The sequence below is a fragment of the Simonsiella muelleri ATCC 29453 genome, from assembly GCF_002951835.1.
Classification (GTDB): Bacteria; Pseudomonadota; Gammaproteobacteria; order Burkholderiales; family Neisseriaceae; genus Simonsiella; species Simonsiella muelleri.
Map to the genome: position 1 here is coordinate 1,082,827 of NZ_CP019448.1, position 14,216 is coordinate 1,097,042.

Here is a 14,216-nt window from a genome sequence, read left to right on the forward strand (position 1 = left end):
ATTCACAGCCAAGCGCGATGTCTTTTTGCCCTATTTAGCACGTTTGTGGCATAAAATTCGCCTTGCATTCGAACCAACTGGGACAAAAATCATTTTACGTTGGCTATGAATACAGGTTCTAAAAGTGGCGCAATGCGACTTTAATTTTCTAAAAAAAAATTAATTATTTAAAATATCTTCTACGCCTAAATTAGCAAGCGCATCGGCACGTTCATTTTCGGGGTGTCCTGAGTGTCCTTTAACCCAAGTCCATGTAACTTGATGACGTTTGACTTGCTCATCTAATTGTTTCCACAAGTCTTCATTTTTCACAGGTTTTTTACTGGCGGTTTGCCAACCATTGCGTTTCCAACTGTGAATCCAACTCTCCATGCCATTTTTGACGTATTGCGAATCGGTACAAATCACGACTTCGCATGGGCGTGTGAGTGTGCTCAAACCTGCAATAATGGCGGTTAATTCCATGCGATTATTGGTGGTGTGGGTTTCGCCGCCGTACAATTCTTTTTCATGTGAACCGTAGCGCAATAACGCGCCCCAACCGCCTACCCCCGGATTGCCTTTGCATGCGCCATCGGTGTATAAATAAACGCTGCTCATAACCATTCTTTACTGAAGTCAAAATGGTAGCATAATAGCATAAATCAAACACCAGGCAGCCCGAAAAATGATTCACGCTACCGAAATGTAAACAAATCAGTTAAACTGTGAAAAATCTGTTTGATTTGAATGGATTTGAGTTGATTAATGTCTTAGAACCTGTATTCACAGCCAAGCGCGATGTCTTTTTGCCCCATTTGGCATGCCTGCTGCGTTGAATTTCATGCCAATAGGAACGCTATTGACATAAAATTCGCCTGACATTCGCACCAACTGGGACAAAAATTCATTTCGCGTTGGCTATGAATACAGGTTCTTAATTCTGTTTTTCGCGGAAGAATGTGTACGTCATGTCGTAGAATAATTCCACATGTGGACTGTCATCGTATTGCAGTTGGGCAATTTCGTCATCAAATGCAATTTGAATGGATTCAATTACATCACCTGCCATGTCGGGTGGCAAAGCGCGTAACATTCCTTTGAATGCGGTGGCTAACACACGATTTTGCATTTTTAGGGCTTCGTTAGATTCTTCCAAATAATCCAAACGTTGTTCAATAGAATCGGTCATGGCATTAATCCTTTTTATTAATATGGATATTTTAGCGATGCAAATTTCATTGGCTGAAATTTTAATCTAATCTAACGGTATTGTACCATCAACCCTAACGGAAACCTAACACCATGAACGAAGTGGATAATTCTAACTCCATGATTTTTACGCTAGAGGACGATAATGACACTGCGCCTTCGTATGAAAATCGCCACAATCAGTTTGAAGATTTGTTGAGTGCCATTCGCAAACGTTATCGCCGTTCGGAAGAAATTTTGGCGGCGCATCGTGAACAAGCAACAAATCAATCTGCGTCCTCCACTTCTGAATCTCATGAGGCATCTTTCAGGCAGCCTGAAAATTATTTGGATAATCATTTGAATGATTTAAATAATAATGATTTGGTTGAATCTGATTTCAGGCTGCCTGAAGATGAACACGAATACCGTTTGCCCGATATCGGTTCGGACGAACCTGAACGCGAATACAGTTTAGATGATATTGACCCACCGCCCACACCCGAATCAGACCCAGATAATGCCCCTGATGACGCTATGTTGCTTACGGAAAATCATGAGCATGAAGACAATGGCGAAACAGGTTTGACTAAATTATTCAGGCGGTACGAAGAAGAGCGCGAACAATCGCCCATTCAGCCCAAACCCGAACCCATTTTGCCTGTTTTTTCCGACAAGCTGCCTGAAGATAATTCGTCCAATGAAATGGGTTATCATGCGTACTTAAATTATCGTGAAAATGAACATAATCAGAGAATTAACCAACGAGCCATTGCGGAAAATGATGTGGGCGTGTTGATTGAAGAAGACTGGATTGCTGCTCAAAGCGCGTTGCAAACTGACCGTGCCACGCCTACGCAAACTTTGCATCTTCGCGCCGCCAATTCCGCCGAACCTGAATACCGTTTGGACGAATTGGCTGATGAATTGAATTCACCTGATTATCCGCCAATGACGGTGCATGTGTATGATTTACCTGATTTACCCAGCACACGTAAAATCAAAATTATTTCTGAACAAGAATTATTGGTGCAATTACAACACAAATTGCGTCCGCATTTGAGTCATGCGGTAGCGGGTTTGATGCATCATATTTTGCAGAAAAAATTGGCGACTTTGTCGTATGATTTGCAAATTATGTTGAATGAAGAAACCCCACGCGTGGTGGAAGATGTGTTGGCGCATAATATGGAAAATATTTTACGTGAAATCAAAGAGAAATATTAAGAACCTATGTTTGTAAGATTAATAATTTGATTTTATTGATAATTTTTGCGAATGCAAGGCAGCTTTTCAAGCCAATATCGGGACTATTGGCTTGAAAAGCCAATGCAGTCTATTTAAGATTATAAACGCAGGTTCTTATTTTAAACGACTACATTTGGCGAATATACGCCTTTCTTTCAGGTTGCTTTATTTTTTAACCCATTGACGAATATCGGTAATAAACACAGGCGAGCGTTTAAATAAATACACCATTACCCCCACATTACCCAATGCCACCAATAAATATAAAACCAAAATGCTGTCAAAAATCATCAGTAAAATCATACCAATAATCGCAGATGACACCATAAACACCGCATTCACAATATTATTTGCCGCAATCGCGTGGGCGCGAAAATCGTCATTACTGGCTGTCTGCAACCAAGTGTAAAGTGGTACAGAGAAAAAGCCACCAAAAAAGCCAATCAGCCACATCAAAATCATCACAGGATACGCAAAACCATTGCCTAAAAATGAGAAAATTCCTTGTAATTCAGTATGATGAAACTGTCTTCCATAGCAAAACCACACCAACAGGCAGCCTGAAATCATCAAACCCACATTCCCCAATACCACCAAACCCAAACGCAATTCGCCACGACTCAATCGCGCACACAGCACCGACCCCAACGCAATCCCAATGGAAAACAACGCCAGCATCAAATTAAACACATTCTGATTACCACCTAAATGAATTTGTACAAAAGTTGGCAGTTGAGTTGTGTACACCGCCCCCACAAACCAAAACCACGAAATCCCAATAATTGCCGTAAATAATTCTTTTTGTTGGAAAGTTTCTTTGCATAATAATTTGGTTGAACGAATCACATTTTTGTCAATCTGCAAATTTGGCTCTTTGGGTGCAACATTGGGCATCAAGGTGCTGCTCGCAAATCCCAGCATTGCCACCAGCAAAACTGTCCCAATTAATACCCATACCGAATAACCCGCAATCGCTGTCCCAATCATCTGTCCGAGTAAAATAGAAATGAATGTTCCAGATTCAATCAATCCATTTCCCATAAGCAGTTCTTTTTCATGCAAATATTCTGGTAATATCGCGTACTTGACTGGGCCAAATAACGTGGAATGCACCCCCATCATAAACAAACACAACAACAATAAAAGCGCGGATTGAATGTAAAATCCCCATCCTGCTAATAACATAATGCCAATTTCTAAGGCTTTGGTTAATCGTGCGATTTTTGCCTTATTGTAGCGACTGGCAAGCTGACCCGACAATGCCGAAAACAAAAAATACGGTAGCACAAACAGCAACGCCCCAAAATTCAACATCTGACTGGACGGAATCCAATCATTTTTACCTAAACCATAAAAACTAATCAGGACAAAAAGTGTGGTTTTGAATAAATTGTCATTAAATGCACCCAAAAATTGAGTCAAAAACAAAGGTGCAAAACGGCGCGTTGTGGCAAATTGAGGTAATGAATTCATATAAAATTTCTCGTTATACAGCCGATTAAAATCAAAATTAGGACAAGCGACCACTGTGTACATTAAAGACATTAAAGTGAGCGGACAACGCAGTCATATTTTTAATTTTAAATGACCATAATTTCGTTAAAAATTACTTATCTTCGGTGAATGTGTTGTCATCGTCCATTAAAATTCGGTGAGCGGGTCCTTCTAAATCGTCAAACTGCCCATTTTTGCTCGACCACCAAAAAAAATAGCCAATCACAAATGCCAATATGATGCTAATTGGAATCAAAAGATACAAACTTTCCATCACATTACTCCTGTTAAGTCATTGAGAATGAAATTTTTTCCGCCTATTTTGAGATTTTGTTGGCGGATTGTGCCGATATTTTCGCCATTTTCATCATATAATTGCACAAAATCGCCTTCAATAGCCCAGCATAGTTCGGTATTGTTTGCCCATTTTGTCAAGGCTGCCTGAAACGGTAAATAATTTGAATTTTCAGTTAATTTGATGGCAAATTGTCCGTGTGGTGCGTCTTGTTCGCCACCGTCATCGGGTAACATCACGAGAAAACCAATGTGTTCATCGTGTTCGGTGTTGATGGTAAAGTAGTGCATGATTTTGATGATAATAACGCAAAAAAATTGATGTTAACGCGTTACGGTTTTATTTGGGAAAAAATAACATTTTTTGACATTTAGTAAATTGAAATAACCTATTGTGTCGCCCATTTCAGGCAGCCTGAAATGTAAATTCAGGCACAAATCTATTGAGATAAATGTAAAGCAGCGTTAGAATTTCACAATTATTCACAAATACAGTTGCACAACATGAAAGCCATTGGCGAAATTCTCCCCGTTTCTCATATTGTTTTGGATTTGGACGTGAGCAGCAAAAAGCGTCTATTTGAAGAAGTGGGTAAATTATTGGAAACCGATAGCGGTTTATCGCAATCTGATGTTTTTGATTGTCTTTTTGCGCGTGAAAAACTGGGTTCAACGGGTTTGGGGCATGGTGTGGCGATTCCACATGGTCGTCATGCGAATGTGTCTCATATTACAGCCGCGTTTGTTCGTACCGCCGAAGCGATTGATTTTGATGCACCCGATAATCAACCTGTTTCATTGATTTTCGTTTTACTTGTTCCTGAGCAGGCGACAGGTGAGCATTTGGAAATTTTGTCGTATTTGGCGAGTCAATTTTCGGATAAAAATGTCCGCGAATTGTTACAAAAATGCACTGATGCGGCGGAAGTTACGAAAATTTTATCATTTTAATTCTTTATTTTGTTAATGTTATCCTTTCAGGCAGCCTGAAAGGATTTTTATTTGGAAAAAACACCATGCCCAGCATTACCGTTCGTCAACTTTATCAAGACAATCAAGCCAAATTGCAAATGAATTGGACCGCAGGCACCGCAGGCAGTGACAATCGCATCACGGTGGAAGTGGATAAACACGCGTTAGCATTGGTTGGGCATTTGAATTTTATTCATCACAATCAAATTCAGGTGTTGGGTGTGGCGGAAGTAGAATATTTGCAGAAATTGGAGCAGCCTGAAAACAGCTCGAATTTAGATGAATTGTTTAATTTTCCAATGGCTTTGGTGATTGTTGCTAATGATTTACCTGTACCCAATACATTGCGAGATTATTGCCACACACACAACACGCCGCTGCTGACATCTAAATTGGAAAGCCCTTATTTGATGGATGTGTTACGCATTTATTTGCAACGAATGTTGGCGGTTTCTACGATAAAACACGGTGTTTTTCTTGATGTTTTTGAAATTGGTGTATTGTTGATGGGGGCATCGGGTTTGGGCAAAAGTGAGTTGGCGTTGGAGTTGATTTCACGTGGACACAGTCTTGTTGCCGATGATGCGGTGGAATTGCATCGCACTGCGCCTGAAGTATTAGAAGGGCGTTGTCCACCGATGTTGCGTGATTTTTTGGAAGTACGCGGTTTGGGGGTATTGAACATTCGCCATATTTTTGGTGAAACTTCTATTCGCCCAAAAAAACAACTTAAATTAATCATTAATTTAGTTGCTGCTAACGATGATTACATGAAACAATTAGACAGATTGAGCATTCGTACTGAAACTGAATCCATATTAAATGTGAAAATTCGTTCGGTGATGTTGCCAGTGGCGGCAGGGCGCAATTTGGCGGTATTGGTGGAAGCTGCTGTCCGCAATTACATTTTGCAACTGCGTGGTAAAGACAGCACCAAAGAATTTTTAGATCGCCATCAAGAAGTGATGAAAGCCGAGAGTCTCAATCAAGAAGATACGGAAAATGAAAGTGAATAAGTTTTGAAATTTCTGTATTGACAGAAATAATGACCGAGATTATACTTTCAGGCAGCTTGAAAACGAAAGTATTCTAATGAAACTCAATCCTACTACTGAAAAATTTATTTTGCATTGGGGTGAAATGGGTACAAAATGGGGTGTCAACCGTACTGTTTCCCAAATCCATGCGCTGTTGTATATTATGGGTAAGCCCATGAATGCAGATGAAATTTGTGAGACGTTAAATGTGGCGCGTTCCAATGTTTCCAATAGTTTGAAAGAGTTGCAGAATTTGCAATTGGTGCAAATCACTCATATTTTGGGTGATAGGCGCGATTATTTCACCACGTCTGATGATGTGTGGGTATTATTTCGCGTGATTGTGGAACAACGCCAACGCCGCGAAATTGAACCAACATTGCAATTTTTGCATCAGCTGATGCAAGAACCTGAATTTGCTAATGAAAATGAAGCTGTCAAAAAACGTATTTCACAAACTCATGATTTTATTAATACGCTGACCAGTTGGACCAATGAAATGTTAAAATTATCCACTGCCACCATGACCAAAGTGTTGAAATTGGGGGCGAGTATTCAAAAGTTATTGCGTTGATTATCAATGTAAAATTTGGTAGTTTGAGTTTTTCAGGCTACCTAAAAATTTAATTTTATATTTCACTTAAAACAGAAATTTCAGTAATTAAAATGAAATCTAAAAATATTTTAATTTTATCGTTGGTGTTTGTGTGGTTGTGGAGTGGTATACAACCGATTATTTTTGAAACACAATTTTCACTGAATTTGTTGCAACAAGTTGGCATTCATTCTACGCAAATTCAATGGTTGTTGCTGATTGCGTCTTCTGTGTTGGATTGTGCGTTTGGGGTATTGTGTGTGACTAAAATGCGTTTTCAGGCTGCTTTTTGGTTGATTCAGTGGGTTACAGTGTTGATTTACAGCTTGATTTTGGCTTTCAGACTGCCTGAAATGTGGATGCATCCGTTTGCACCACTCATCAAAAATGTACCGATTTTAGCTATTTTATATTTTTTGTTTCAACAGAATTATCAGGAAAAATCATCATGAATACTTATTTAGTGATTAAAACATTGCATATTATTTCCGCTACTTTGATGGTAGGAACGGGATTTGGCTCGGCATTTTATTTATTTTGGGCAAATCGTAGCGGTTCGGTTTCGGCACAATCTGTTGTTTCTAAATGGGTAATTAAAGCGGATTGGTGGTTTACCACGCCTGCGGTCATTTTTCAGCCGTTGTCGGGATTGTGGATGCTACATCAGTTGGGTATGCCGTTTAGCTGGGATGGGGCGTGGTTGTGGGTAAAATGGACATTGGCTTTGTACGTGTTGGCAGGAGCGTGCTGGTTGCCTGTGGTGTGGTTGCAAATCAAAATGGCGAAAACAGCAATGTTGGCGCATCAATCGTGCGCAGACAAGCTGCCCGAAAGTTATCGTAAACAACAGTTTTGGTGGGAATTATTGGGTTATCCTGCTTTTTGTGCAACGGTTGTTTTATATTTTCTGATGGTTCTGAAACCAATGTAGTTTTCAGGTTCTTAAATTTCTATTTAAACGAAAGAAAGAATAATTGTGAATATTTTATTATTAGGCGGTTCGGGTTTTGTTGGTGGGCGCGTGGCGGCATTGTTGCGTAAACATGGACACAATGTAATCACGGCTCATCATCATGAATTGAATTTACTGAATTTGGCTGAAAATCAAGCAAAAGTATTTTTAAATCAAAAAGATGTTGTCGTGAACTGTGTGGGTGTGATGCATAAGGATGAGGCAATTTTAGAAACAATCCATCATTACGCGCCCGTTCAATTGGCGCAATGGGCGGCAGAGTGTGGAGTGCAACGTTGGGTGCAGCTTTCGGCGTTGGGGGCGTGTGAATCGCATTCGGTAGCATTTGTTGGCAGTAAAGGGCGTGGAGACATGGCGTTGTGTGCGAGCGGTTTGCAAGTAGCGATTGCGCGTCCATCTTTGGTATTTGGGCGTGGTGGGGCGAGTTGTTCTTTATTTCTGAAATTAGCGCAATTACCTGTGATTGGTTTACCAAATGGTGGAAAATTTGATTTTCAGCCTGTTCATGTGGACGATGTGGCGCAGGGCTTGGTGGCATTAGTGGAACATTCGCCAGAATATGGCACAGTAATTGATTTTACTGGAAATCAGCGATTGACTTTTGCGGACTATTTATCAGCAATGCGAGTTCAATTTCATCACGCTAAACCATTAAAAGTGATACCTATTCCAATCGGTATCATTCAGCCATTTTTGCCTATTGCCAATGTGTTAAGTAATGGTTTTTTGAGTGCAGATAACATGATTTTGTTACAAGAAGGTTCGTGTGCGGACAATGAGCAATTTGCAAAACTGTTGGGTCGGAAACCGTTGGCAGTAAAAGAATTTTATTTGTAAAATGAAATAATTAGGCAGCCTGAAAAGTTTAGTTCTGCTTTTCAGGCTGCCTGATTTTTCTAAATTAAAAAAAATAAATAAAAATAGGGAAGACAGCCGCGACCGCCGTGTAGATGAAACAACTACAAATTATGCACCAAACACTTTCATGCGTTCTTCAATTGAAGCAAATGATTTTTCGCCAGCAGGCGCGCCCATGCCACCGAATACCAGTTGTGCGCGTAATGTCCAGTTGGCTGGAATATTCCACGTTTTTGCTACTTCTGCGTCAATCACGGGGTTGTAATGCTGTAAATTTGCGCCCACAGCGGCTGCGCTCAAGGTTGTCCAAATGGCGTATTGGTTCATGGCGTTGGCGTGTTCGGCCCAGATAGGAAAATTGGCAGCGTAGGCAGGGAATTGATTTTGCAAACCTTTTATTACTTCTTGGTCTTCAAAAAATAACACGCTGCCTGCTGCGGCTTTAAACATATTTAATTTATTTTCAGTGGGTTCAAATTTATCGGCTGGTACAATTTTGCGTAATTCGCTGATGGCAATGTCCCACAATTTTTCGTGTTCTGCGCCAAACAAAACCACCATGCGAGTAGATTGTGAATTAAATGATGAAGGTGTGTGTTTGAGTGCATGTTCAACGATTTGTTTGACTTCATCTTGGCTGATGGGTAAATCTTTGTTTAAGACGTAGAGTGAACGGCGAGTTTGGGCGATTTCTTGTAAGATTTGGACTGACATTTTGTGAATTCCTATGTTGAAAAAAATTTGAATGGACGAATTATAATCAATTTGCTTGATGAAAACAGTGGTATTTTTATTGAAACAGTGTTTCTTTAGAAGAAAGAAAATAGGGTTTTAACGTATTCAGGCAGCCTGAAAATATCATGCGCCCAATCAACAAATCAACTAAATGATTTGTAGGCAGCGCGTGTTATTTTGTCTCAATGTTAATTTGTTGGCGAAATTAGCTGCAAAACGCTTATAATATTGCTCGTTTGTAAGCACTTTTGAGAAAGCTGAATCATGAATATTACCGTCATCAATCATCCCTTGGTTAAACACAAATTAACATTAATGCGCGAAGCCGATTGCAGTACAGGCAAATTCCGCACCTTAACCAAAGAATTAGCCCGATTAATGACTTACGAAGCCACGCGCGATTTTGATGTGGAAGAATACGAAATTGATGGTTGGTGTGGCACAATCACAGGACAACGCATCAAAGGCAAAACCGTTACGGTTGTACCGATTTTACGTGCAGGTTTGGGGATGTTGGACGGCGTATTGGATTTGATTCCCAGTGCGAAAATCAGCGTGGTGGGTTTACAGCGTGATGAAACCACATTGCAGCCTGTTTCTTATTTTGAGAAATTGGTGGACAAAATGGACGAACGTCCCGCGTTGATTCTTGACCCTATGTTGGCGACAGGTGGTTCTATGGTTGCCACAATTAATTTATTGAAAAGTAAAGGTTGTCGTAATATCAAAGCGTTGGTATTGGTTGCTGCGCCTGAAGGCGTGAAATTGGTAAACGATGTACACCCCGATGTAACCATTTATACCGCCGCTTTGGACAGCTATTTAAATGAAGATGGCTACATCATTCCAGGGTTGGGCGATGCGGGCGATAAAATTTTTGGTACAAAACATTGTGCGTAATTTTTCAGGCAGCGATGGTAAAGAATTATCGTATAAATGAGGTAACAAAATGAATTTTCAAGATTATTTAAATACTTTCCCCAGTATTGACCATTTGAGTCGTTTAGATGTTTGCGATGAACAAGGCAATGTGATTCACACCATTCCAGCTGTGGCAGGAAAATTGGGTAGCCTGAAATTGTATCACGCGCTCGCCCGACAGTTTGATGGCAAATTAAACGCGCAATCTGCCACTCAAGGCATTGAATGGTTCGCCGAACACGTTGCCGATGCCCAAGCCAATTCGGGTAAACATCCAAATATTGATTTGTTATTGCACGTTCAACAGCAAGGTTTGAATTATCGCCTTGTATCTCATTCTTAATTTTTTCAGGCTGCCTGATTATGAAAATTCTGTTTATTTCCAATCCAATGGAATCATTCAAAACCTATAAAGATTCCACTTATGTGATGATGCGTGAAGCCGCCAATCGCGAAATTGAACTCTATCATGCGTTGAGTAATGATGTTTTTGTTCAGCATTATGGTTTAGTGGTGGTCAAAGCTACGCCGTTCAAATTTATAGGTGCAAAACACGACCACGACCACGCATGGTTTGAATTAGAAAGTTCAGAAATTGAACCACTTACCAAATTTGATGCAGTCATTATGCGAACCGATCCACCGTTTGATTTGCAATATTTGTATACCACGCAATTGTTGAGTTTGGCGGAACGTCAGGGCGCGAAAGTGTTTAATAGCGGGCAGGCAATGCGTGATTTTAACGAAAAATTAGCCATTTTGAATTTCCCTAAATATACCGCACCCACCACCGTAACCACTTATGCCGATGATGTGCGCGAATTTCTCAGAAGCCATAAAGATATTATTGTTAAACCGCTAGATGGCATGGGGGGGATGGGGATTTTCCGTTTACGCGAAAATGATGCCAACACCAACAGTATTTTGGAAATGTTGATGCGAAACGACACGCGTACCATTATGGCGCAAGAATATTTGCCCGAAATTATGTTGGGTGACAAACGTATTTTGGTGATTAATGGTGACGTTGTGCCATACGCTTTGGCGCGAATCCCCAAGGAAGGTGAAACGCGTGGTAATTTGGCGGCTGGTGGACGCGGTATTGCGCAAAAATTAAGCAAACGCGACCGCGAAATTGCCGAAGGTCTCGCGCCTGAATTGAAACAGCGTGGGATTTTATTGGCAGGTCTGGATGTGATTGGTGATTATTTGACCGAAGTAAATGTAACCAGCCCGACTGGTTTCCAAGAGATTATGTCGCAACAATATTTTGATGTCGCACAAATGTTTATTGATGCGGTGGAAAAAGAAAGCCAAAAGAATAATTGATGAATATTTGGGCAGCCTGAAGAAAGATTTTCAGGCTGAAGCCTTTACAAAAGCGATAGCATCGCATCATGTACAAGAAGGGCAGATTTCATATCTGCCCTTATTTTTTTCTACAAAATTAAATTGGCGGCAATCATTGTGCTATCGTTTTCGTGTTTGGCGAGCGTAAAGCCCATTTTTAACGCTAATTTTTGCATGGGGTAATTTTCCGATAAGATTTCTGCACGCATTGCCACAAAACCTTGCTGTCGCGCACGCGTGATGAGACGAGTCATCAAAATTGCCCCTAAACCTTGTCCTTGCATTTCATCAATCAGGCTGATGCCAAATTCACAACTTTGCCTGTCTGCGTCTGCCGTGTAATTCGCCATTGCTAATGGACGCAATGCCTCATCATGTACCAACAAAGCAAATTCGCGCTGATAATCAGGCTGACTCAATCGTACCAATAAATTGGGTGACAACTGCGCCGATTGGCTGGCAAAACGCATTTGCCGACTGCGTTCACTCAATTGCGCAACGTGTTGTGTGATGAGTGTTGCGTCTTCGGGGCGAATGGGGCGAATGGTGGCGGTTGTGCCGTTTTTTAGTGTTAGAATTTCTTCATATTCAAAAGGATAGGGTGTAAACACGTTTTCATTTTGCCAATGAGTGTCGTGCAAAATTTGAATTTTCAAGTCATTGCCACAAATACCTTTTTTCACATCGTGGTGCAATGCAACTTGCAGTTGTGTGATTTCAGGCAGCCTGAACAACACTTCGGCTGCATCTAAGAACCAGTCTTGCCAAATCAAATGGGGTAAATCCAATTGATTCAATGCATTATTTAATATTAAGGGCGTGAGCGGTGGCAACAGTGAAACGGTTTTATCGTGGGCGGTCAGCGTGATGAGTTGCCCAAACAACGGCTGATGCGCCCAAGTCATCACGCATTCTGTATCGGTAGATTTTTTGGTGGGTTGTAATTTGAGTGCGTCAAAAACTTGCGTCATCATGGATTTGGATACGGGTAGTAAAGGGCGCAAATGCTTTTGCAATCCGTCTAATGCGTCGTCTAACACATTGAAAAATTGTGATGGATTGGGTTTGTTTGCGTTGTCTGTGATGGGCGATGCCAATTGTTCGTGCCATAACGTTGCTGCTTGAGTGGCTGCACGATAATCATAAAATGGATTATTTTGTTGGTGCGTGTGGCGATGCTCACGGTAGCGATTGAGTTGCACCAATGCGTCCAACGCATTTTCAGGCTGCCTGAAATGCAGATTTTTATTTTGATTGAATAATGCTTGAATTTCGGGATTATCTGCACTACCTAACCATGTGAGTAATAGGGGTTTTCGTGGGTAACGTGTTTGTAATTGCCCGACAATTTGTGCGACACAATGACTGTCGGAGATGTTTGTGCCAACGTAAATTAGACAAACTGCGTCAATTTGTTCGTCTTGCAAAAAAGCTTCGCAGGCAGCCTGAAACAAGCTAGGAACGGTGTCGGTGGGCAAATAAAGCGGATTGGTAACGGCGGCTTTATTGGGCAAAAATTTGACCAAACCACGTTGGGTGGCGGTGTTGGGTTGTGCCAAAATTAAGCCCATTTGTGGTAGTGATTTTAGTGTTAATGCGCTGATTTGCGGTGTGTTGCTGACGATGCCAATGCGTCTGCCTTGTGCGCTGACGTGGGTATGGAATAATTTGGCGGCGGTTAAAAATTCAGTGAATGTGGATACACAGAAAATATGATTTCGTTCAAGTGCTTGATTCAATAAATTTTCTGCATTGCTTTCAGGCAGCGTGTTCAACACGAAAACAGTGTGATGACGTGCGGCGGCGGTAAGTGCGCTGATGAGTTCACGAGTGTTGTCCAGAGTATTGATTTGCACCAAAATGGCTTTGTTTTTGGATTCAGATGCCACAAAATCAATGATTTGTCCTGTGCTGATGGTATCATTTTTTTGTGGATTCAGTGTGATGAAGCGACTAAATTGTACGCCACGACCTTTGGCATAGTGCTGCAAACAATCGCCGATGCTGACCGATTGCCCGATGTAAGCGCAAGTCGAATTTTGCTGTAAAAACAAATTCATCACACCAAAAGTAGGTACGGTAAGTAAACGCATTTGGGCTTTTTGTGCGATGTCGGCGGCGCGTTCTAATTTGTTGCGAATGGTGGGTGTTGGTTGTTCTAAATCATTAATTATAATAATATTTTTTATATTTAATTTATTGGCTTCGCGGACAATACTAGCGATTTTATCGGCGGATAAAATCACAATGACGATATCGGCGATGATTTCTTGTGCCATTTCGGTCAAATTGGCGTAGGTTTTCATGCCACCGATGGTTTTATGGTTCACGTTCACGGGGACGATGCGTGATGCGGTCAAATTCGCCAGCAGTTGCCCAAACACGGTGCGTCCTGCGCTGCCATAGCGGTCAGATGCGCCAATCACGGCAATCACTTGTGGATAAAAAAATGAGTGAAGTGGGTGCATGAATCATTCTCTCAAAATAGAATTATTATGATTTGATTGTACTGCATTTTTAGATAGTCTAAAACTTTTCTAATTTGGGATTGGGCAAAGGTTTTTGCCTT

The 14,216-nt window shown here is 41.0% G+C and carries 17 protein-coding genes; 10 read left to right on the forward strand and 7 right to left on the reverse strand.

Features of this window, described 5'->3' with window-relative positions; translation table 11 throughout:
- Positions 1-159 precede the first annotated feature (159 nt).
- Together rnhA and BWP33_RS05225 are read right to left on the reverse strand one after the other, a co-directional pair.
- Positions 160-600, reverse strand: coding sequence for a ribonuclease HI (gene rnhA, locus BWP33_RS05220; protein WP_002642035.1), 441 nt, complete (start codon positions 598-600; stop codon positions 160-162).
- A gap of 316 nt (positions 601-916) precedes the next feature.
- Entirely contained in the window at positions 917-1,171 is a 255-nt protein-coding gene (locus BWP33_RS05225) for an NGO1151 family protein (protein WP_002642034.1), read from the reverse strand.
- 113 nt (positions 1,172-1,284) lie between these two features.
- Here BWP33_RS05225 and BWP33_RS05230 point away from each other — a divergent pair, with 113 nt between their 5' ends.
- Positions 1,285-2,397, forward strand: coding sequence for a hypothetical protein (locus tag BWP33_RS05230; RefSeq protein ID WP_002642033.1), 1,113 nt, complete (start codon positions 1,285-1,287; stop codon positions 2,395-2,397).
- Between the two features lie 186 nt (positions 2,398-2,583).
- Here BWP33_RS05230 and BWP33_RS05235 read toward each other — a convergent pair whose 3' ends face one another.
- The 3 genes from BWP33_RS05235 to BWP33_RS05245 all read right to left on the reverse strand — a co-directional run bounded on the left by BWP33_RS05235 (position 2,584) and on the right by BWP33_RS05245 (position 4,497).
- Complete coding sequence (locus tag BWP33_RS05235; protein ID WP_002642032.1) at positions 2,584-3,891, reverse strand: MFS transporter; 1,308 nt, start codon at positions 3,889-3,891, stop codon at positions 2,584-2,586.
- Positions 3,892-4,024: 133 nt separating this feature from the next.
- Positions 4,025-4,186 carry a cbb3-type cytochrome oxidase assembly protein CcoS gene (gene ccoS / locus BWP33_RS05240; protein WP_002642031.1) on the reverse strand — a complete coding sequence of 54 codons (162 nt, stop codon included), beginning with the start codon at positions 4,184-4,186 and terminating at the stop codon, positions 4,025-4,027.
- On the reverse strand, positions 4,186-4,497 hold the full coding sequence (locus BWP33_RS05245; RefSeq protein WP_002642030.1) for an HLGFF motif protein: 312 nt from the start codon (positions 4,495-4,497) through the stop codon (positions 4,186-4,188). Before BWP33_RS05245 ends, ccoS begins: the two co-directional genes overlap by 1 nt.
- 213 nt (positions 4,498-4,710) lie before the next feature.
- Here BWP33_RS05245 and ptsN point away from each other — a divergent pair, with 213 nt between their 5' ends.
- From ptsN to BWP33_RS05275, 6 genes are all read left to right on the forward strand, one after another.
- The gene (ptsN, locus tag BWP33_RS05250) at positions 4,711-5,157 is read left to right on the forward strand and encodes a PTS IIA-like nitrogen regulatory protein PtsN (protein WP_002642029.1); all 447 of its coding nucleotides are present in this window, start codon (positions 4,711-4,713) and stop codon (positions 5,155-5,157) included.
- Positions 5,158-5,222: 65 nt separating this feature from the next.
- Positions 5,223-6,194, forward strand: a complete 972-nt coding sequence (gene hprK / locus BWP33_RS05255) for an HPr(Ser) kinase/phosphatase (protein WP_002642028.1) — start codon at positions 5,223-5,225, stop codon at positions 6,192-6,194.
- Positions 6,195-6,270: 76 nt separating this feature from the next.
- Positions 6,271-6,789, forward strand: a complete 519-nt coding sequence (locus BWP33_RS05260) for a GbsR/MarR family transcriptional regulator (RefSeq protein ID WP_002642027.1) — start codon at positions 6,271-6,273, stop codon at positions 6,787-6,789.
- 92 nt (positions 6,790-6,881) lie between these two features.
- On the forward strand, positions 6,882-7,262 hold the full coding sequence (locus BWP33_RS05265) for a DoxX-like family protein (protein WP_002642026.1): 381 nt from the start codon (positions 6,882-6,884) through the stop codon (positions 7,260-7,262).
- A complete protein-coding gene (locus BWP33_RS05270) occupies positions 7,259-7,741 on the forward strand; it encodes a DUF2269 family protein (protein WP_002642025.1) in 483 nt (160 codons plus the stop codon). The genes BWP33_RS05265 and BWP33_RS05270 overlap by 4 nt, the downstream gene beginning before the upstream one ends.
- Before the next feature lie 45 nt (positions 7,742-7,786).
- The gene (locus BWP33_RS05275; protein WP_002642024.1) at positions 7,787-8,620 is read left to right on the forward strand and encodes an NAD-dependent epimerase/dehydratase family protein; all 834 of its coding nucleotides are present in this window, start codon (positions 7,787-7,789) and stop codon (positions 8,618-8,620) included.
- A 129-nt stretch (positions 8,621-8,749) separates the two neighbouring features.
- Here the strand turns inward: BWP33_RS05275 and BWP33_RS05280 are convergent, their stop codons facing one another.
- Positions 8,750-9,355, reverse strand: coding sequence for a nitroreductase family protein (locus tag BWP33_RS05280; protein ID WP_002642023.1), 606 nt, complete (start codon positions 9,353-9,355; stop codon positions 8,750-8,752).
- A 285-nt stretch (positions 9,356-9,640) separates the two neighbouring features.
- Between BWP33_RS05280 and upp the strand changes: the two genes are divergently transcribed.
- The 3 genes from upp to gshB are packed head-to-tail and all read left to right on the forward strand — an operon-like array spanning position 9,641 to position 11,626.
- Positions 9,641-10,276 (forward strand): uracil phosphoribosyltransferase, encoded by a 636-nt coding sequence (gene upp / locus BWP33_RS05285; protein WP_002642022.1) that lies wholly within the window; start codon positions 9,641-9,643, stop codon positions 10,274-10,276.
- A gap of 49 nt (positions 10,277-10,325) precedes the next feature.
- Positions 10,326-10,640, forward strand: a complete 315-nt coding sequence (locus BWP33_RS05290; RefSeq protein WP_002642021.1) for a DUF2322 family protein — start codon at positions 10,326-10,328, stop codon at positions 10,638-10,640.
- A gap of 20 nt (positions 10,641-10,660) precedes the next feature.
- Complete coding sequence (gene gshB, locus BWP33_RS05295; protein WP_002642020.1) at positions 10,661-11,626, forward strand: glutathione synthase; 966 nt, start codon at positions 10,661-10,663, stop codon at positions 11,624-11,626.
- 110 nt (positions 11,627-11,736) lie between these two features.
- Here gshB and BWP33_RS05300 read toward each other — a convergent pair whose 3' ends face one another.
- Positions 11,737-14,115, reverse strand: coding sequence for a bifunctional acetate--CoA ligase family protein/GNAT family N-acetyltransferase (locus BWP33_RS05300; protein ID WP_002642019.1), 2,379 nt, complete (start codon positions 14,113-14,115; stop codon positions 11,737-11,739).
- Positions 14,116-14,216 lie beyond the last annotated feature (101 nt).

What these genes read in the sequence shown, in the direction of transcription:
- rnhA (WP_002642035.1), bottom strand. Translation starts at nt 600, where the DNA reads ATGAGCAGCGTTTATTTATACACCGATGGCGCATGCAAAGGCAATCCG.
- BWP33_RS05225 (WP_002642034.1), bottom strand. Translation starts at nt 1,171, where the DNA reads ATGACCGATTCTATTGAACAACGTTTGGATTATTTGGAAGAATCTAAC.
- BWP33_RS05230 (WP_002642033.1), top strand. Translation starts at nt 1,285, where the DNA reads ATGAACGAAGTGGATAATTCTAACTCCATGATTTTTACGCTAGAGGAC.
- BWP33_RS05235 (WP_002642032.1), bottom strand. Translation starts at nt 3,891, where the DNA reads ATGAATTCATTACCTCAATTTGCCACAACGCGCCGTTTTGCACCTTTG.
- ccoS (WP_002642031.1), bottom strand. Translation starts at nt 4,186, where the DNA reads ATGGAAAGTTTGTATCTTTTGATTCCAATTAGCATCATATTGGCATTT.
- BWP33_RS05245 (WP_002642030.1), bottom strand. Translation starts at nt 4,497, where the DNA reads ATGCACTACTTTACCATCAACACCGAACACGATGAACACATTGGTTTT.
- ptsN (WP_002642029.1), top strand. Translation starts at nt 4,711, where the DNA reads ATGAAAGCCATTGGCGAAATTCTCCCCGTTTCTCATATTGTTTTGGAT.
- hprK (WP_002642028.1), top strand. Translation starts at nt 5,223, where the DNA reads ATGCCCAGCATTACCGTTCGTCAACTTTATCAAGACAATCAAGCCAAA.
- BWP33_RS05260 (WP_002642027.1), top strand. Translation starts at nt 6,271, where the DNA reads ATGAAACTCAATCCTACTACTGAAAAATTTATTTTGCATTGGGGTGAA.
- BWP33_RS05265 (WP_002642026.1), top strand. Translation starts at nt 6,882, where the DNA reads ATGAAATCTAAAAATATTTTAATTTTATCGTTGGTGTTTGTGTGGTTG.
- BWP33_RS05270 (WP_002642025.1), top strand. Translation starts at nt 7,259, where the DNA reads ATGAATACTTATTTAGTGATTAAAACATTGCATATTATTTCCGCTACT.
- BWP33_RS05280 (WP_002642023.1), bottom strand. Translation starts at nt 9,355, where the DNA reads ATGTCAGTCCAAATCTTACAAGAAATCGCCCAAACTCGCCGTTCACTC.
- upp (WP_002642022.1), top strand. Translation starts at nt 9,641, where the DNA reads ATGAATATTACCGTCATCAATCATCCCTTGGTTAAACACAAATTAACA.
- BWP33_RS05290 (WP_002642021.1), top strand. Translation starts at nt 10,326, where the DNA reads ATGAATTTTCAAGATTATTTAAATACTTTCCCCAGTATTGACCATTTG.
- gshB (WP_002642020.1), top strand. Translation starts at nt 10,661, where the DNA reads ATGAAAATTCTGTTTATTTCCAATCCAATGGAATCATTCAAAACCTAT.
- BWP33_RS05300 (WP_002642019.1), bottom strand. Translation starts at nt 14,115, where the DNA reads ATGCACCCACTTCACTCATTTTTTTATCCACAAGTGATTGCCGTGATT.